Origin of the sequence: Nocardia sp. NPDC006044 (assembly GCF_042871115.1) — a bacterium.
Lineage (GTDB): Bacteria > Actinomycetota > Actinomycetes > Mycobacteriales > Mycobacteriaceae > Nocardia.
Genome location: NZ_JBIAID010000002.1, coordinates 1,299,479 through 1,317,192, shown reverse-complemented (window position 1 = coordinate 1,317,192; position 17,714 = coordinate 1,299,479). Strand labels below are relative to the sequence as shown.

Here is a 17,714-nt window from a genome sequence, read left to right as displayed (position 1 = left end):
CGTTCACGATCATCTCCTCCCGGAGCGTCGGCCGAAACTCACCCGCACGAACAACGATCGGAAAAGGACCTACCCCACGCGCCCGACTTTACTCGTGCGGTGGGTGAGCCGCGATGCTAACACCGGGTGCAGACCGCCGGCCACGATCGCGGCTATTGCCCGAAAAACACGGCCTGAGCGGTGTTTCTAGCTCTTGACGCCGCCCGCCGTCAGACCGGAGATGATCCGGCGCTGGAACAGCAGCACCATGATGACCAGCGGAATCGACACCATGACACCCGCGGCCATGATCGCCGCGTACGGCTCGACCAGCGGATTGTTGCCGGAAAAGCGAGCCACCGCGACCGTCACCGGTTCGGTGCCGCCGCTGGAAAGCAGTCGGGCCAGCAGGTATTCGTTCACCGCCGCGATGAACGCGAGGATCGCCGTGGTGAACACCGCCGGCGCCGCCAGCGGCAGCATCACCAGCCGGAACGCCTGCGACTTGGTGGCGCCGTCGATCCGCGCGGCTTCTTCGAGCTCCCAGGGGAGTTCGGCGAAGAACGACGCGAGGATGTAGACGGTCATCGGCAGCACGAACGAGATGTTCGGGACGATCATCGCCTGGTACTTGCCGATCCAGCCGATATTGGTGAACAGCTGGAACAGCGGCGTGACCAGCACGACCACCGGGAACATCGACGCGCTCAGGATCAGCCCGGACACCACGTACTTGCCCCGGAAGGTGAGCCGGGCCAGCGCGTACGCGGCGAGCACGCCGAGCACCAGCGCGATCACCGTGGTGATCGAACCGATGATCACGCTGTTGGCCAGCGCCTTGCCGAAGTTGTTGCCGCGGCTGGTGTCGAAGGCGTTGCGGAAGTTCTCGAAGGTGAGGTGCGTCGGCCAGGGCGTGCTGTCGAAGGTGTAGTCCGGATCGCGGAACGCGGTCACGGTCATCCAGTAGAACGGCCCGAGCCCCCAGATCAGCACGATCGCCACACCGGCGTAGAGCCGCACCGACCGGAATCGTTGCAGCCACGCAACCTTCTGCGCGGCAGGCTTTTCCGCGTTCCGATCCGACATCAGTGCGCCTCCCGCTGTTCTTCCTGCGTGCGGACTGCGTTGGCGCCCAGCACCTTCACCAGTACGAAGGCCACCGCGAAGATCATCAGGAAGGTGATCGTCGACAGCGCGGCGGCGCTGTTCGGACCCTGCCGGACCTGATCGACCACCAGGATCGACACCACCCGGGTGGACGGGTTGCTCAGCGTCATGATCGCGGGCAGGTCGTACATGCGCAGCGCGTCCATGGTGCGGAACAGCACCGCGACCAGCAGGGCCGGCTTCAGCAGCGGCAGCGTGATCTGGGTGAACCGCTGCCAGGCCGACGCGCCGTCGACCCGGGCCGCCTCGTACACGTCGGCCGGGATCACCTGCAGGCCGGCCAGCAGCAGCAGCGCCATGAACGGCGTCGTCTTCCACACGTCGGCGGCGATCACCGCGAACCGCGCGGGCCACGCGTCCGACGTCCACAGGATGTGCGTGCCGAGGACCCGGTTCACCACTCCGTCGTACTGGAACATGAACTCCCACAACCGCGCGGTGACGGCGGTCGGGATCGCCCACGGGATCAGCACGGCGGCCCGTAGCAGCGCGCGGCCCTTGAACGTCTTGCCCATCACCATGGCGAAGCCGAGGCCGAGGGTGGCCTCCAGCGTCACCGTGATCACGGTGAAGAACAGCGTGACGCCGATCGCCACCCAGAATTGCGAACCGAGGTTGCCGGTCGGGCAGCTGACCGTCTCGCCGCCCGCCTGGCACTGCTGCAGCAGCCAGTGCGTGTAGTTCGAGAAGCCGGCGCTGCCGCCCTCGACGAACATGCCGGTCGCCGGGTCCAGCCCCGAATCCTTCTGGAACGACATCCACAGCGCCCGGATCACCGGGTAGCCGATGACCACCGCCAGCGCCAGCAGCACCGGCGTGACGAACAGCCACGCCTTGCCCGAGCGCCGCATTTCCACAGCCAGGGTCTCGCCGAGGCCACGCTTGCGTGGCAGGAACTCGTCACTCGGCACAGTGCTGGCCGCTCCCGAAGGATCCGACACCGTTTCTCTCTCCTACGGGTCTCGTCGGGTCCGTTGCGCTATCCGCCTACGATCCCGCGGTCTCGATGCCCTTCTGCATCCCGATGATCGCGTCGTCGACGGACTTGTTCTGCTTGAGCGCAGCATAAGCGTTGTCCTGGATGGCTTTCGACACCGCGGGGTAGAACGGCGTGACCGGACGCGGCACCGCGCTGGCGATGGAATCCTTGAGCGCGGGCAGGTACGGCATCTTCGCGATCAGCGCCGGGTCGTCGTACATCGAGGCGCGCACCGAGGGCAGCGCCCCCGAGGCGACGATGTGCTGGGCGTCCTCGCTGATCAGGAACCGCAGGAAGTCCAGCGCGGTGGCCTTGTTCTTGGAGTAGGCGCTGATCGCCGCGTTGTAGCCGCCGAGCGTGGACGCGCCGACGCCGTTCTCGCCGGGCAGCGGGGCGACACCGAACTTGTCCTTCACCGAGGAGGCGTCGCCGCCGACGTCACCGTAGGTGGACGGCCACGAACGCAGGAACATGAGCTTGCCCTGCGCGAACGCGTTGCTGCTCTCCGGTTCCTTGAAGGTGATCGCTTCCTGCGGGATGTTGCCGTCCTTGTAGGCGTCGACCAGGACCTTGAGTCCGGCGCGCGCCTGCGGGCTGTTCACCGTCGGGGTCTTGCCGTCGGCGCCGACGAAGCTGCCGCCGTAGGCGTTGATCACCTCGGCCGCGTTCACCGTCAGGCCCTCGTACGGCGCGAACTGCCCGGCGTAGCAGCCGATGTTCTGCGCCTTGGCGACCGGGCACTGCGAGATCAGTTCGGTCCAGGTCTTGGGCGGGTTGGGCACCAGGTCCTTGCGGTAGAACAGCAAGCCGCCGTTGGTGTTCCGGGGCGCCGCGTACAGCGTGTTGTTGTAGGTGGCGCTGGCGACCGGCGGGGACAGCAGCGCGGAGGTGTCGATGGCGAAGGAATCCTTCAGCGGCTGGATCCAGCCCTTCGCGGCGAACTCGGCGGTCCACGGCACGTCCAGGGCGACCACGTCGTAGTTGGACTGCTTGGAGCGCATGTGCTCGACCAGGTCGTCGTACTGCTGCGAGGCGTCGTTCGACTGCTCCTTGAACGTCACCTGCTCGTCCGGGTGCGACGCGTTCCAGCGCTCGATGAGCTGCTTGACCGCACCGGTCTCGGTGGTGTCCTTGCCCTCGACGTAGGTGATCGGCCCGCGCCCGCTGAGGTTCTGGCTCGCCGGGCTCCCGCCGCTGTCGCTAGAGCAGGAGCTGGTGAACGTCGCCGTCAGCAGCGCGACCGAGACGGCCGCGAACGCGGCCTTCGGTACGAGCGACGTACGTAGGGACGACACCTTTTTCACAGCCATCGCGGACACTCCAAGTCGATCGTGAGCATTAGCACACCCTGCCGGTTGCACAACGCAAGATACATGGTGGGGGAGTGACTCGGGGGATTGTGGCGGGAAGTCCTCGCTACTCTGGCGTGTGATGACATCGCCGAACCCGGTTCCCGAGCGGATGCTGACCCGCATCGGCGGGCTGCTGCGCCAGGCCGAATCCACCGACAACGAGCACGAGGCCGAGGCGTTCCTCGCCGCCGCCCAGCGGCTGGCGACCCGCTCGTCGATCGACCTGACGGTGGCCCGTGCGCACGTCGCGGGCCGTGAACGCAGGCCGACGCCGATCCAGCGGATCATCCCGATCGGCGAGCCGGGCAAGCGCGGGCTGCGCACCTACGTCCAGTTGTTCGTCGCGATCGCGCACGCCAACGATGTGCGCTGCGATGTCGCTCGCACCTCCACACAGGTGTACGCCTACGGTTTCGATTCCGATATCGACACGTGCGAGGCGTTGTACGCGAGTCTGCTCGTGCAGATGGTGCGGGCGTCGGATCAGTACATCAAGTCCGGGCAGTACCGCACCGCTACGGTGGAGAAGGTGGTCACCGAAAAGCGCTGGGGGCGCAAGGTGCAACGCAAGGTGCAGGCGCCGGTCGCCGGGGTGACGGCGCGGCTGAACTTCCAGATGGCGTTCGCGGCGCGGATCGGGCAGCGGCTGGCCGCGGTGAAGGCGGAGGTCGAGGCCGAGGTGGTGCCCGGCGACAGTTCGGCCACCGGCACCGCGCTCGCCTTGCGCAACAAGGAGATCGAGCTCACCGACTTCTACGCCAGCACCTCCGAGGCGCGCGGGACCTGGCGTGGGCCGCAGGCCTCGGCCGGGCATTCGGCGGCGGCGCGGCGGGCGGGGGACCGGGCGGGCAAGGCGGCCCGGCTGGGTAATTCGCCGGAACTCGGCGCGCCCCGTGGGCAATTGACCACGCGGAAGTCGCGCGGTTCGGGCAACGGTTCCGCGTGAGCGTTCGAGATACGCAGCGCGCCAAGGTGTATGACGCCGAGCAGTTGGTGCGGGGGATGTTCGATCGGGCCGATGAGCACGGGAGCCGGACGGTCGAGCTGTACGGTTCGCACATCACGTTGCCGATCGAGCGGCGGTTCGCCTCGGTCGATTCGGTGCAGAGCTATGCGGACAAGGTGCTCGCGCTCAATTGGGTTCGAGGACAATGGGATCGCGCCGGAACCGCGGTACGGGTGCGGTCGCGCGCGGGCACGACCGCCGCGCACTATGAGGCCGAGGACGCGGTGCTCGCCGTACCGCTGCATACCGGCAGCCGGGCATGGGCGCTGCGCGAGCTCGTGATCCTGCACGAATTGGCGCATCATCTGGAGTCCAACGTCGGCTCGGTCGCTCCGCACGGGCCCGAATTCTGCGGCCGATACCTGGAATTGGTCGACGGCGTCATCGGGCCGGAGGCGGCGCTGGTGTTGCGGGCGACGATGCTGGGTTGCGGGGTTCGGGTGGGGTGACGCCCCGGTCTATGCGGACGAAATCGAAGCCGTAGTGGCTATTTCGGCGTGATCGGGGCGGAAATTGTCCGCTCAGACCGTCCTCCGCGGTGACTCGACCAGTCGCAGGACGCGCGCCAGCCGGTCTTCCCACCACGCGGTCCGCTCGGGGTCACGTTGCCGGTACTCCTCGGCGCTGGCCGGATCGGGCTGCGGTGGAGTCCTGGGCACCGGGAGAAATCCGTCGACCGGACGCAGCGAATCGGCCACCACATCCCCGGTGAGCAGCGACAATGTGCCCAGCCCGCAGGCGAAGTCCAGTTCGGGAAGCGCGCCGGCCAGCGCGAGTTGCGCGGCCAGACCGACGCTGGTTTCCAAAGCTGAGGACACCACGCAGGGGAGCCCGGCGGCTTCGGCCACCTGTAGCGCGCGCCGGACGCCGCCCAGCGGAGTGCATTTCAGCACCGCGATGTCCGCGGCCCCGGCGACCGCGACCCGCAGCGGATCCTCCGCTCGCCGGATGGATTCGTCCGCGGCGATGCGCACATCGACGCGCCGGCGCACCGCGGCCAGTTCCTCGATCGTCCGGCACGGCTGTTCGACGTACTCCAAACCGCCTGCGGCCTTATCGATTCGGCTGATGTGCGCGATCGCCGTCGGCACATCCCAGACCGCGTTGGCGTCCACCCGAACGGCCCCATTCGGTCCGAGCGCGTCCCGCACCGCCTCGACTCTGGCGAGATCCTCCGCGAGCGAATCGGGATGATCGGCGATCTTCACCTTCGCGGTTCCGCAACCCGAACCCGCGACGATCGCGTGCGCGCGCTCCGGATCGACCGCGGGCACCGTGCAGTTGATCGGAATCCGTTCCCGCACCGGCTCCGGCCAGCCCACCGTCACCTGCTCGAGCGCGGTGGCCAGCCAGCCCGCCGCCTCCCGGTCGTCGTACTCGGTGAACGGACAGAAGTCCCCCCACCCCAGCGGACCCCGGACCAGCACCCCCTCGCGCACGGTGATGCCACGGAATCGGGTGCGCATCGGGATCGCGTAGACGATGCTCTCAACAACGTGATCGGTCATCGCCGCCCAGCTTAACCGCCGCTACCCGGTTCGGACCGGGTCCGCCTGACCAGCGGTTTCCGTCACTGTCCGCGAATTCTCCCCATCCGATCTGAGTAGTTTTGCGGACCTGCGCCCGCTGGTCGACCGCGAAACTGAGTGCATGACCTACCCGACAGCGCAGCAGCCAGGGCCGCAGCAGTCGCAGTGGTGGGAGCAGTCCCCGCCGCAGTCGGCGCAGCCGCACGCACAACAGCCGGAGTCCCCGCAGCCGCAATCTCAGCCGCAGCCGCAGCCGCACTGGCAGTCCTTGCAGCCGCACGCACAACAATCGGAGTGGGCGCAGCCGCAACCGCAATGGCAGTCGTCGCAGTCTTCGCAGGCGCACGCACAGCAACCGGAGTCGCCGCAGCCGCAGGTGCAGTGGCAGTCGCCGCAACCTCAGCCGCAGTGGCAGTCGCCGCCGCCTCAGCAGCCGCAGCGGACCTGGGACCTGGTCCTCACCATCGTGCTGTACTCCGCCGCGGCGGTGCTCGGCATGCTCGCCGCCTACGCCACCATCTTCTTCGCCTTCGCCGCCGACGCGTGTGGCACGAACAACTGCAACGACGGCTACCTGGGCGCCGCCTTCATCGTTTCCTGGGGCGGCACCGCAATCGCCCTGGTCGGCTCGCTGATAATGATCATCGTCGCCGGCCTGAAGCGCTGGTACATGTGGTACTGGCCCGTCCTCGCCGCCCTCCTCATCGTCGCCTCCTTCGCCGGCGGCGTATCCCTCGCCTCCCACGTCTACGCCACCCCCTGAGCCCCGAGGCACCACCAGCCGCGCCCGCATCGTCCTGCTGGTGCGGGCATCGTCAGCAAATTCGTGTGCAGTAAATGAATTCGTGCCCACGGCCCCTGCCGCGCACGCATCGTCCCGCTGTTCGCGGCATCGTCAGCGAACTCGTGCGCGACAGATGGATTCGTGCGCATTGCTCCCGCCGTGCACGAATTTCGCCGCGCGCGTGGGATCGTCAGCGTCATCTGGCGGGTGCCGCGGTTCGAGCTGCGCACGGATTGGGCCGCCGCGGATGAAGTCGTCGGCAGGTTTGTGCGCAGCGCGCGATTCGATGCGCGTCATGGGGGGTAGCGGGTAATGCTGGGGTATGGCGTGGGAACAACCTGAGCGGTTGCCCGACCTCGTGCGCGTGGCGTTCGGGTCGGTGGTCACGGTCGGTTTCGCCTGGCTCATGGCGTCGTTCGTGCCGCTGTACGAGGTGGTTGCGCGCGGTGACGCGGACGGGCGGGCCTGGCGATATCTGCCGGTGGCTCAGGTCGTCGGCTGGGGAGGGATTGCGGCGTCGGTGATTTGGGCGGCGTGGCTGATGGTGCGCAAGGTGCGTAATCGCCGGTCGGTCGGGTGGACGTCACTGATCGCGGTGCCGTTGATCATCGAATCGTGGGTGGCCGGATTCTTGGTCGCGCTGGTGCTCTGACGTGGTGCCCACCGCGCGACGGGCACCACGTGACCGAGATTCAGAGGCGTTCGAGAATCATCGCGTTCGACAGTCCGCCTGCCTCACACATGGTTTGCAATCCGTAGCGGGCGCCGCGATCCTGCATGGCGTGCACCAGCGTGGTGGCGAGGCGGGAGCCGGAGGCGCCGAGCGGGTGACCGATGGCGATCGCGCCGCCGTTGACGTTGACCTTGCCGAGATCGGCCCCGGTCTCCTGTGCCCACGCGAGCACGACCGGTGAGAACGCCTCGTTCACCTCGAACAGATCGATGTCGGAAATCTGGAGTCCCGCGCGCTGCAACACCTTTCGGGTCGCCGGAATCACGGCGGTGAGCATCAGCAGCGGATCGTCGCCGACCACCGCGAAGCTGTGCAGCCGGGCCAGCGGTTTCAGTCCGAGCTCCTTCGCGCGCTCACCGGTCATGATCAGCACCGCGGCGCTGCCGTCGCTCACCTGGCTCGCGCTGGCCGCGGTGATCTCCCAGCCGATCTGCGGGAACCGGGCGGCCATCGCCTCGTCGTAGTAGGCGGGACGCAGCTTGGCCAGGGTGTCGAGGGTGCTGCCGACGCGGATGCCCTCATCGGTGCTCAGCCCATTGATCGGCGCCAGTTCGTCGGCGAACAGGCCGTTCTTCGTTGCCAGCGCGGCCTTTTCGTGGCTGCCGAGCGCGAACTCGTCGAGCTGGGTACGGGTCAGGCCCCACTTCGCGGCGATCAGTTCGGCGCTGATCCCTTGCGGCACCAGGCCTTCCGGATACCGCGCGGTGAAACCGACGCCCGAGACATCCGCGGAACCGATCAGGTTGGCGCCCATGGGAATCCGGCCCATCGATTCGACGCCGGCGGCCACGACGATGTCGTACACTCCGGAGATCACACCCTGAGCGGCGAAGTGGATCGCCTGCTGGCTGCTGCCGCACTGCCGGTCCACCGTGGTCGCGGGGACGGATTCGGGATATCCGGCGGCCAGGGCCGCGCGCCGGGCCATGTTCGCGCCCTGCTCGCCCACCTGGGTGACGATGCCCGCGATCACATCGTCGATGAGCACCGGATCGATGCCGCTGCGCTCGACCACCTCGCGCAGGCTGTGCGCGAGCAGGTCCACCGCGTTCACGTCGTGCAATGCGCCGTTCGGCTTGCCCTTGCCGATCGGGGTGCGTACCGCTTCGACAATTACCGCGTCTCTCATCGTGCTTCCTCTCGGACCGAGAACCGGGCGGCCTTGCCTGGCTCTATCAACACATAGTCAGGTTACACCTGGCAATAGTCGAGGCAAGTCAGCATGGCTATGATGTTGGTCATGGCAGCAGTGATGGAAGGACCGTTGGCCGATCTGAGCTCGTGGCAGCCCACGGATTGCTCGATCGCCAAGGCGATCGAACTCGTCGGCACCCGTTCGGCGGTACTCATCCTGCGTGAGGCCTACTACGGCACCACCCGCTTCGACGGCTTCGCTCAGCGCGTCGGCATCACCGACGCCGCGGCCGCCACCCAGCTCCGCAAACTCACCGAGGCCGGCCTGCTCACCAAGCAGCCCTACCAGGAGCAGGGCAAACGCACCCGCAACGAATACATCCTCACCCCCATGGGCCGCGACCTCCTCCCCGTGGTCCTAGCCCTCATGCAGTGGGGCGACGCCTACCTCCAACCCGGCCCACCCCCACTCCTGCTGGTCGAACAATCCACCGGCTCCCCCGTCCGAGTCCAAGTCCGCAGCGACTCCGGCCACGAAGTCCCCCTCGAACAACTCGCCATCCGCGTCAACGACGACTACCTCAACGCCCGCCACGCCCGAAAGTCCAAGGGCTGAACAGTCATTGCCCCGTGCTCAAGGCCGGGCCGGCGCTTCGTCGTCTTCGGGGAACCAGCGGTTGGCCCAGCGGCTGAGGGCGGCGACTGCTTCCTGGAGGTCGCGGCCTATTTCGGTGAGCTGGTATTCGACGCAGACCGGGGTTTGGTCGTAGACGGTCCGGGAGATGATGCCCGCGGCCTCCAGTTCGCGGAGGCGGGAAGCGAGCATGCTGTCGGTGAGGTCGGGGATGGCTCGCCTGATTTGGACGAAATGCTTTGCGCCGAGCAGCAATTCGCGCAGGATCACGCCGTTCCAGCGCTTGCCGATCAGCTCTACGCCGCGGTGGTAGCTCGTGCAGAAGCCTGGCCGCAGGTCGGGGTGTACCACCGCTGCATCGTCCATCTTCCGACGGTAACACGGATCGAGTATTGACTTGCAGATTGGTAGTCACTATACATTTCATAGTGGCTCCTCGGGTCGGGATGGATCGGAGCCGGCACAACAGAGTTGGAGATGGACATGGATACCGTCGACCACGAGAAGATCTTTCGCGCGGCGTGGGAGGACCAGGCGAACACGACCTACGAGCTGCCGCCGCTGGATGTCAATCAGGTGCTCGCCGATCGCTACGAACTGGCGAGCCCGCTGACCTTCACCCGAACCATGCTGTGGGACATGGAGACTCGCAAGGCTCGTCGCCCGGATATCTACATCCCCTACGTCGTCACGGGCGACGCGCAAGCCTGGGGCGAGGGGGACGTCTTCGTGCGGAAATCCCGGCAGCGACTGTGGCTGCGACCGGAAGCGGACGGGCTGGTCCTCGAACAGACCCATCTCGATCACGCGAACCAGGTCGTCACGTTCATCGGCGCGGCCGAATTGCCCGGTCCCACTGGCGAACTCCTGCACGCCGGCACTGAGCAGCCGATCTTTCATGTCGAGCACGGCACCGCGGGCACCGAGGAACGACCGCTGAACACCTGGCGGATCGTGCATCTCACCGAAGCCCCCGACCCGCGCTTCGCGGAGGTCTTCGACCGGATCGCGGCGGACCCGCAGCTGCCGGGTTTCGTGGAGATCTACATCCGCGACGTGCTCGGCATCGAACTCACCCGCCGTTGACGACGGCCGGATCAGCATCGATGTCACAGTCGCGGCGGCCGCATCGTCTTCTCGGTAACGGCCGATCACCACGGCGCAGAAGTTGGGAGCGGGAAATGTCTCTTACCAAGGAAATCGCAGTCGACGATGCGGAAACCACGCTGAATGAGCCTGCGGCTCCGGCCGCCGCGCACCCGGCGAAGTGGAAGTTCTGGCTGCTGACCATGGCCGGCCTCTACCCGCTGCTGACCGCGCTGGTGACGGTGACCGGCCCACTGCTCGAATCACTCCCGGCCCCGGTGCGCCTGGCCTGCATCCTGCCCGTGGCGGTAGCCGCCATGGTGTGGGTGATCATGCCGTTGCTCACCCGCCGCTTCGCCGGATGGCTTGCCCGCTGAAACGGTTGGCGGCCGGAAAAGACCGAGCCCGGTCCGTACGGACCGGGCTCGTCGGTTATCGAGCTCAGTGCAGGCGGCGCCCATCGGCGGCGGAGAAGAAGTAGGTGTGCTGCGGGTCGGTGGACAGGCGGGCCCGGGTGCCCTTGGCCGGCGGGTTACGCCAATCCGCCCGCGCCACAATGTTTTGCCCCTCGGCAGTGGTGCGGCCATAGATGTAGGCGTCGGAACCGAGCTCCTCGACGACGTCGACCTCCATCTCGATACCCGCACCCGAACCGCCGAGTTCCAAGTGCTCGGGCCGGATGCCGACCGAGACCGAACCCTCGGCCGAGTCGATGACCGAGCGCGGCAGCGGCAGCGTGTGCCCGCCGAGCGAGACGGCGCCGTCGGCCACCGGCAGGGTGAACAGGTTCATCGCGGGCGAACCCATGAAGCCGGCCACGAACACGTTGACCGGGTCCTGGTACAGGTCGCGCGGCGTCGCACACTGTTGCAGCAGACCGTCTTTGAGCACCGCGACGCGATCGCCCATGGTCATCGCCTCGACCTGGTCGTGGGTGACGTACACGGTGGTGGTGCCGAGCCTGCGCTGCAACTGCGCGATCTGGGTGCGGGTCTGCACGCGCAGTTTGGCGTCCAGGTTGGACAGCGGCTCATCCATGAGGAACACCTGCGGCTGGCGCACGATCGCCCGGCCCATCGCGACGCGCTGGCGCTGGCCGCCGGACAGCGCCTTCGGCTTGCGATCCAGGTACGGCTCCAGGTCCAGCAGCTTCGCCGCCTCGAGCACCCGCTTCTGCGTCTCCGACTTGGCCACCTTGGCCAGTTTCAGCGCGAAGCCCATGTTCTCGGCGACGGTCATGTGCGGGTAGAGCGCGTAGTTCTGGAACACCATCGCGATGTCGCGTTCCTTGGGCTCGGCGTGCGTCACGTCGTTCGAGCCGATCAGGATGCGCCCGTCGCTGACGTCCTCCAGGCCGGCCAGCATGCGCAGCGAGGTCGATTTGCCGCAGCCGGAGGGGCCGACGAGAACGAGGAATTCGCCGTCTTCGATCTCCAGATTCAACTGGTCGACAGCAGGTTTGGTGGATCCCGGGTAGAGCCGGGTAGCGCGGTCGAAGGTCACCGTGGCCATGACAAAATCACATCCCATCACCGGCAGGAACGTGCCGGACGATCCGAGTAAGGGTTGACCGGCGACATTACTATGTCTGCTCGATTCGCGCTCGAAATGCTCGAGTTCGCGCGCAAACCGGCTAGATCGGAGCGCTCGGCCACCATTGATCGTGCAACTCCCGGCCGGTGGCCTGCGCCGGATCGCTGGGCTCGACCGCTGCCGCGCCGGTAGCCTCGATCGGGGGCAATCCGGACGACGAGGAGCATTTCATGACCCGAGCAGTTCGTATCGGAGTTCAGATCCAACCGCAGCACGCGCCCGAGTACCGGCTCATCCGGGACGCGGTACTGCGCGCCGAGGACGCGGGTGTCGACGTCGTCTTCAACTGGGACCACTTCTTCCCGCTCACCGGCGACCCCGACGGCGCCCACTTCGAATGCTGGACCATGCTCGGCGCGTTCGCCGAGCAGACCGAGCGGGTGGAGATCGGCGCGCTGGTCACCGGCGGCGGCTACCGCAATCCGGACCTGCTCGCCGACATGGCCCGCACCGTGGATCACATCAGCGGCGGCCGGCTCATCCTCGGCATCGGCGCGGGCTGGTTCGAGAAGGACTACGCCGAGTACGGCTACGAGTTCGGCACCGCGGGCTCCCGGCTCGCCCTGTTGAAGGACAATTTGGCCAGGCTCACCGCCCGGCTGAAGAAGCTGAACCCGCAGCCGGCCCGCGAGATCCCGATCCTGATCGGCGGCGGTGGCGAGAAGAAGACGCTGCGCCTGGTCGCCGAGTACGCGGACCTGTGGCACACCTTCGCCGATCTGGACGCGCTCGCGCACAAGGACAAGGTGCTCGCCGAGCACTGCGCCGCGGTCGGCAGCGACCAGTCGCGCATCGAACGCTCCGTGCACTGGCCTGGCCTGGACCAGGCCCCGGCCTTCGTCGACGCCGGAGTATCGCTGTTCACCATCGGCGTCAGCGGCCCCGACTACGACCTCGGCGAGGTCGAGCGGGCCATCCGCTGGCGCGACGAGATCAATCCGGAGCCGGTCAGCGGGCTCGCCTGAACCACGGCTCGCCGGGTCCGGGCCCGGATTGCGGTGCCGGTCGCGGCGGCGCGAGCCGAATTCGGATCACGCTGATCCGAACTCTGCCGGTCCTGGTCCGCGTCGGCACGGGCCAGGTGACGGCGCACACGCGGGCGGGGTAGCTGCGGGTTAACACTTGCGGCGCGGCTAGGGTTCTTCATCATGGCTGGTCTGCCCGCTGTGCGGTCTCGTGCGTTGATCGCCGTGATATTGCTTGCTGTCGGTCTCGCGGCCACGGCGTGTGGTTCCGGCTCCGATGGCGCGTCCTCGGAACGCGATCTGTGCTCCCCGCCCGGGGTGAGCGCGGCCTCGGCCGCGCCGACGAACCTGGCGTCCGCGCAGTCCGCGGGGACGGACAAGTACACGACGGCGAGCACCGCGCCGGTGTCCTCGATCGACACCTCGAAGCTCGGGCTGATCACACCGGGCACGCTCAGCGTCGGCACCCTGTCCGACGCCCCGCCGAGCATCTGCGTGAACGGCGCGGGCAGCTTCACCGGCTTCGACAACGAACTGCTGAAGGCCGTCGCCACCAAACTCGGTCTGCAGGTGGAGTTCTCGGGCACCGAGTTCGCCGGCCTGCTCGCCCAGGTCGCGGGCAACCGCTTCGACGTCGGCTCCTCCAGCATCACCACCACCGACGCACGCAGGCAGCTGGTCGGCTTCACCAACGGCTACGACTTCGGCTACTTCTCCCTCGTCGCACCGAATTCCGGTGGCATCAAGGGCTTTTCGGATCTGAACAAGGGCACCCGGATCGCGGTCGTGCAGGGCACGGTGCAGGACGAGTACGTGATCAACACGCTGCACCTGGATCCGGTGAAGTTCCCCGACTACAACACCGCCTACGCCAACCTGAAGTCCGGCCAGGTCGACGCCTGGGTCGCCCCGTCGGCGCAGGCCGAGGGCGCGATCAAGCCGGGCGACGGAACCGCGGTGGTGCAGAACACCTTCAGCCTGGACAACTTCGTCGGCTGGGCCGTCGCGAAGAACAACCAGCCGCTGACCGACGCGCTCAACAGCGGCTTGGACGCGGTCATCGCGGACGGCACCTACGCCAAGCTCTACAGCGACTGGGTGCCCAGGCAGCTGCCGCCGGGCTGGAAGCCGGGCTCCAAGGCGGCGCCGCTGCCCGAGCTGCCGGACTTCGCCGCCCTTGCCGCGGAACGCAAGCCGGCCGACGCCACGGTGGTCGCGCCGAAATCCACACTGCAACAACTGAAGGACACGTTCTTCGACTGGTCGTTGTACCGCAAGGCCTTTCCCGACCTGTTCAAGACCGGCCTGCCGAATACCCTGATCCTGGCGGTGGTTTCGGGCGTGCTGGGCACCCTGCTCGGCATGCTGCTCGCGGTGGCGGGCATCGCCAGGACCCGCTGGCTGCGCTGGCCCGCCCGGGTCTACACCGACATCTTCCGCGGCCTGCCCGCCGTGGTGATCATCCTGCTGATCGGACTCGGCATCGGTCCGGTGGTGCGCAACGTGACCGGCAGCAACCCGTACTGGCTCGGCGCGGTAGCGCTGGCCTTGCTGGCGTCGGCCTACATCGGCGAGATCTTCCGTTCCGGCATCCAGTCCGTGGAGGCCGGCCAGCTGGAGGCGGCCCGGGCCATCGGCTTCGGCTACCGGCAGGCAATGACGCTGGTGGTGATCCCGCAGGGCGTCCGGCGGGTGCTGCCCGCGCTGATGAACCAGTTCATCGCGTTGATCAAGGACTCGTCGCTGATCTACTTCCTCGGCCTGCTCGCCACCCAGCGTGAGCTGTTCGCGGTCGGCCGCGACCTCAACGCGCAGACCGGCAATCTGTCCCCGTTGGTGGCGGCCGGCCTGGTCTACCTGCTGCTGACCATCCCGCTCACCCACCTGGTGAACTACATAGATCGGCGCATGCGCACCGGACGGCCGGACCGTCCGATCGACCCGGTCGAGGCCGCCACGATCACGGAAGGGCGCGGTTAAGTCATGAGTGCCTCCCTTACTGGTACCGGACTGCATTTGACGCTCGGGCACAACCATGTGCTGCGCGGCATCGATATCCACGTCGACGCGGGCAAGACCACCACGGTGATCGGCCCGTCCGGCTCGGGCAAGTCGACGCTGCTGCGGGTGCTGAACCGGCTGCACGAGCCGGACCGGGGCGATGTCCTGCTCGACGGCGAATCGGTGCTCACCGAGGACCCGGACAAGCTGCGCCAGCGCATCGGCATGGTGTTCCAGCACTTCAACCTGTTCCCGCACAAGACGGTCGCGGACAACGTCTCGCTCGGCCCGCGCAAGTTGCGCGGACTGTCCAAGGACGAGGCGCGCGCCGTGGCGGCCGAGCAGCTGGAGATCGTCGGGCTGTCCGACAAGCTCGACGCTCGCCCGGCGAACCTGTCCGGCGGCCAGCAGCAGCGGGTCGCGATTGCCCGCGCCCTGGCGATGAAGCCGGAGGTCATGTTCTTCGACGAGGCCACCTCGGCGCTGGACCCCGAGCTGGTCAAGGGCGTGCTCGCGCTGATGGCCGACCTGGCCGCCGGCGGCATGTCGATGATCGTGGTGACCCATGAGATGGGCTTCGCCCGCACGGTCTCCGACAGCGTGGTCTTCATGGACGAGGGCCAGGTCGTGGAGACCGGCACGCCGGACGCGCTGTTCGACAACGCCGAGACTCCGCGCCTGCAGCGCTTCCTTTCCCAGGTGCTGTAGCGCACCCCTGGCTAACTGCATTGATGCGCATCTGCTAATGTGTCTGCGCTCACATATCCATCTGTCCACGCTTGGAAAGAGGGAGATCTGATGACAACGGCACACATGCAGCACACCGAGCACGACCACGCGCACGGCCCGGATTGCGGGCACGCGGTGATCGAGCACGGCGATCACGTCGACTACGCACACGACGGCCACCTGCACCGCGAGCACGACGGCCACTACGACGAGTGCGAGCCGACCGGCCACACCGAGCACACCGACCACGCGCACGAGCACGGTCCCGGCTGCGGCCACGACACCGTCCAGCACGGCGATCACGTCGACTACGTGCACGACGGCCACCGCCACGCCGCACACGACGGGCACTACGACGAGCACTGAGGTCGGTGTGAGGTTCTAGAGTCAAGCCCGTGATCGAGGCGATAAAGATAGCCACCGCGGCCGGTACGTTCGACGCACTGTCCAGCGGGGACGCCGGGGGACGGGAAGTCATGCTGCTGCACGGCTTTCCGGAGGCGGCCATCGAGTGGGAGTTCCAGCTGCACGCGCTCGGTGGCGGCGGGTGCCATGCGGTGGCGCCTGATCAGCGGGGTTACTCGCCGGGTGTGCGACCGGATCGGGTCGCCGACTATCGGCTCGCCGACCTGGTCGGCGATGTCGCCGCGCTGGCCGACGAATTGGGTTGGCAGCGCTTCGATCTGGTCGGACACGACTGGGGGGCGTATGTCGGGTGGGCGGCAGCGGCGGAGATGCCCGAACGGATCCGCAGTTTGACCGCGGTGTCGCTGCCGCATCCGGCCGCTTTCCTGCGGGCGATGGCCGAGGACGAGGATCAGGCCCAACGGTCGCAATACTTTTCGCTGCTGCGCCAGCCGCGGGTGGCCGAGCGCGCGCTGCTCATGGACGACGGGGCGGGGCTGCGAAAGATCTTCGAATGGAAGATTCCGGAGGAGCGCGTCGACGACTACGTGCACCGGCTCTCCCAGCCGGAGGCGCTCACCGCGGCCCTGAACTGGTACCGGGCGATGCACCTGTCCGGGCCGACCGGCCCCGTGCCGGTGCCGACGCTGTACGTGTGGAGCACCGAGGACAGCACCGTCGGCTCCGCCGCGGCCATGGCCACCGCGCAGCACGTGACCGGACCGTATCGATTCGAAATGCTCGAGGAGGTATCGCATTGGATCCCCGAGCAGGCACCCGAGGAATTGACCCGGCTGATCATGCAGCACCTGCTCGCGCACCGCACATAACGTCACCGTTCCCCTGACACAGCGCCCGCCGGGGTGAATTGTGGACCACAAGGTCTACGCACCGGAGGCGAGTTCATGGACGTCAAAGAAATCAACCGCAAAACCATCGATCAATTCCGCGCGGGCGGCGAGATCGAGGGCATGCACCGGGAGAAGCTGCTCCTGCTCACCACCACCGGCCGGGCCAGCGGCAAACCCCATACGACGCCGATGATGTTCCACCTCGACGGCGACCGACTGCTGGTCATCGCGTCGAATATCGGCGCACCCACGCATCCGGACTGGTATCGGAACCTGATCCGCGATCCCGCGGTCATCGTCGAGGTCGGCGACGAGACCTTCGCGGCGCTCGCCACCCCCATCACGGGCGTCGAACGCGACCACATGTGGACCATGTTGAAGCTGGCATATCCGTTTTTCGCCGACCACGAAACCAAAACCGACCGGGTAATTCCGATCGTCTCGCTAACAAGACGGTGACGGGCCGATCCGAATAGGCACTCGGCTCCGAATGCGGAGCATGCCCAACACGAATACGCGCAATCTGCACGAGCTGTCCGCGGACATCACCGCCGTCGTCCGCGACGTCATCGCGACCGGCGAAGACGCGGTCATCACCGACGACGGCACCGAGGTGGCGGTCATCATGTCCATGGCCGACTACGACCGCCTGCACCTGTACGCCGAACTGGCCGACGCCGCCCGCCCCGGCTACGCGGGCGCGACCGAGTTCCGCGCCATGTCCATCTCGGAGATGCTCGACGTCCTCGGCGTGCACCCGACGGTGGACCGCGGGCTGCGCGGCTGA

Annotated in this window: 21 protein-coding genes; 14 read left to right on the top strand and 7 right to left on the bottom strand. The window is 67.3% G+C overall.

Annotated features, from left to right (window positions below):
* Positions 1-186: 186 nt before the first annotated feature.
* Genes ACFYO1_RS23655 through ACFYO1_RS23645 form a run of 3 tightly spaced genes read right to left on the bottom strand, consistent with a single transcriptional unit; the run spans position 187 to position 3,435 of the window.
* Positions 187-1,065: a carbohydrate ABC transporter permease gene (locus ACFYO1_RS23655; protein ID WP_387234684.1), complete on the bottom strand. Its 879-nt coding sequence runs from the start codon at positions 1,063-1,065 to the stop codon at positions 187-189.
* A complete protein-coding gene (locus ACFYO1_RS23650; protein WP_387234681.1) occupies positions 1,065-2,087 on the bottom strand; it encodes a carbohydrate ABC transporter permease in 1,023 nt (340 codons plus the stop codon). The genes ACFYO1_RS23655 and ACFYO1_RS23650 overlap by 1 nt, the downstream gene beginning before the upstream one ends.
* Positions 2,088-2,133: 46 nt before the next feature.
* Entirely contained in the window at positions 2,134-3,435 is a 1,302-nt protein-coding gene (locus tag ACFYO1_RS23645; protein ID WP_387234678.1) for an ABC transporter substrate-binding protein, read from the bottom strand.
* 121 nt (positions 3,436-3,556) lie between these two features.
* Between ACFYO1_RS23645 and ACFYO1_RS23640 the strand changes: the two genes are divergently transcribed.
* Positions 3,557-4,423: a DUF2786 domain-containing protein gene (locus tag ACFYO1_RS23640; RefSeq protein ID WP_387234675.1), complete on the top strand. Its 867-nt coding sequence runs from the start codon at positions 3,557-3,559 to the stop codon at positions 4,421-4,423.
* Complete coding sequence (locus ACFYO1_RS23635; RefSeq protein ID WP_387234672.1) at positions 4,420-4,932, top strand: TIGR04338 family metallohydrolase; 513 nt, start codon at positions 4,420-4,422, stop codon at positions 4,930-4,932. The genes ACFYO1_RS23640 and ACFYO1_RS23635 overlap by 4 nt, the downstream gene beginning before the upstream one ends.
* A gap of 72 nt (positions 4,933-5,004) precedes the next feature.
* Here ACFYO1_RS23635 and ACFYO1_RS23630 read toward each other — a convergent pair whose 3' ends face one another.
* Positions 5,005-5,991 (bottom strand): o-succinylbenzoate synthase, encoded by a 987-nt coding sequence (locus tag ACFYO1_RS23630; RefSeq protein WP_387234669.1) that lies wholly within the window; start codon positions 5,989-5,991, stop codon positions 5,005-5,007.
* 142 nt (positions 5,992-6,133) lie between these two features.
* Between ACFYO1_RS23630 and ACFYO1_RS23625 the strand changes: the two genes are divergently transcribed.
* Positions 6,134-6,775 (top strand): hypothetical protein, encoded by a 642-nt coding sequence (locus ACFYO1_RS23625; protein WP_387234666.1) that lies wholly within the window; start codon positions 6,134-6,136, stop codon positions 6,773-6,775.
* A gap of 343 nt (positions 6,776-7,118) precedes the next feature.
* A complete protein-coding gene (locus ACFYO1_RS23620) occupies positions 7,119-7,448 on the top strand; it encodes a hypothetical protein (RefSeq protein ID WP_387234663.1) in 330 nt (109 codons plus the stop codon).
* A gap of 40 nt (positions 7,449-7,488) precedes the next feature.
* Here ACFYO1_RS23620 and ACFYO1_RS23615 read toward each other — a convergent pair whose 3' ends face one another.
* Entirely contained in the window at positions 7,489-8,658 is a 1,170-nt protein-coding gene (locus ACFYO1_RS23615) for a thiolase family protein (RefSeq protein ID WP_387234660.1), read from the bottom strand.
* A gap of 99 nt (positions 8,659-8,757) precedes the next feature.
* On the opposite strand from ACFYO1_RS23615, the gene ACFYO1_RS23610 reads away from it, so the two are divergent.
* Complete coding sequence (locus ACFYO1_RS23610; RefSeq protein WP_387235347.1) at positions 8,758-9,279, top strand: winged helix-turn-helix transcriptional regulator; 522 nt, start codon at positions 8,758-8,760, stop codon at positions 9,277-9,279.
* An 18-nt stretch (positions 9,280-9,297) separates the two neighbouring features.
* Here ACFYO1_RS23610 and ACFYO1_RS23605 read toward each other — a convergent pair whose 3' ends face one another.
* Complete coding sequence (locus ACFYO1_RS23605; RefSeq protein ID WP_387234657.1) at positions 9,298-9,663, bottom strand: winged helix-turn-helix transcriptional regulator; 366 nt, start codon at positions 9,661-9,663, stop codon at positions 9,298-9,300.
* Between the two features lie 117 nt (positions 9,664-9,780).
* Between ACFYO1_RS23605 and ACFYO1_RS23600 the strand changes: the two genes are divergently transcribed.
* Positions 9,781-10,383 (top strand): hypothetical protein, encoded by a 603-nt coding sequence (locus ACFYO1_RS23600; RefSeq protein WP_387234654.1) that lies wholly within the window; start codon positions 9,781-9,783, stop codon positions 10,381-10,383.
* Between the two features lie 95 nt (positions 10,384-10,478).
* Complete coding sequence (locus tag ACFYO1_RS23595; RefSeq protein ID WP_387234651.1) at positions 10,479-10,760, top strand: hypothetical protein; 282 nt, start codon at positions 10,479-10,481, stop codon at positions 10,758-10,760.
* 64 nt (positions 10,761-10,824) lie between these two features.
* Here the strand turns inward: ACFYO1_RS23595 and ACFYO1_RS23590 are convergent, their stop codons facing one another.
* The gene (locus ACFYO1_RS23590) at positions 10,825-11,895 is read right to left on the bottom strand and encodes an ABC transporter ATP-binding protein (RefSeq protein WP_387234648.1); all 1,071 of its coding nucleotides are present in this window, start codon (positions 11,893-11,895) and stop codon (positions 10,825-10,827) included.
* A 251-nt stretch (positions 11,896-12,146) separates the two neighbouring features.
* Between ACFYO1_RS23590 and ACFYO1_RS23585 the strand changes: the two genes are divergently transcribed.
* The 7 genes from ACFYO1_RS23585 (at position 12,147) to ACFYO1_RS23555 (ending at position 17,714) form a co-directional block, all read left to right on the top strand.
* The gene (locus ACFYO1_RS23585) at positions 12,147-12,941 is read left to right on the top strand and encodes an LLM class F420-dependent oxidoreductase (RefSeq protein WP_387234645.1); all 795 of its coding nucleotides are present in this window, start codon (positions 12,147-12,149) and stop codon (positions 12,939-12,941) included.
* Between the two features lie 183 nt (positions 12,942-13,124).
* Complete coding sequence (locus ACFYO1_RS23580; RefSeq protein WP_387234641.1) at positions 13,125-14,921, top strand: ABC transporter substrate-binding protein/permease; 1,797 nt, start codon at positions 13,125-13,127, stop codon at positions 14,919-14,921.
* Positions 14,922-14,924: 3 nt separating this feature from the next.
* A complete protein-coding gene (locus ACFYO1_RS23575; RefSeq protein WP_387234638.1) occupies positions 14,925-15,650 on the top strand; it encodes an amino acid ABC transporter ATP-binding protein in 726 nt (241 codons plus the stop codon).
* Positions 15,651-15,740: 90 nt separating this feature from the next.
* Positions 15,741-16,037, top strand: a complete 297-nt coding sequence (locus tag ACFYO1_RS23570) for a hypothetical protein (protein ID WP_375907073.1) — start codon at positions 15,741-15,743, stop codon at positions 16,035-16,037.
* Between the two features lie 29 nt (positions 16,038-16,066).
* Positions 16,067-16,906, top strand: coding sequence for an alpha/beta fold hydrolase (locus ACFYO1_RS23565; RefSeq protein WP_387234635.1), 840 nt, complete (start codon positions 16,067-16,069; stop codon positions 16,904-16,906).
* A gap of 75 nt (positions 16,907-16,981) precedes the next feature.
* Positions 16,982-17,386 (top strand): nitroreductase family deazaflavin-dependent oxidoreductase, encoded by a 405-nt coding sequence (locus tag ACFYO1_RS23560; protein WP_387234632.1) that lies wholly within the window; start codon positions 16,982-16,984, stop codon positions 17,384-17,386.
* Positions 17,387-17,426: 40 nt separating this feature from the next.
* Positions 17,427-17,714: a type II toxin-antitoxin system Phd/YefM family antitoxin gene (locus tag ACFYO1_RS23555; protein WP_150400283.1), complete on the top strand. Its 288-nt coding sequence runs from the start codon at positions 17,427-17,429 to the stop codon at positions 17,712-17,714.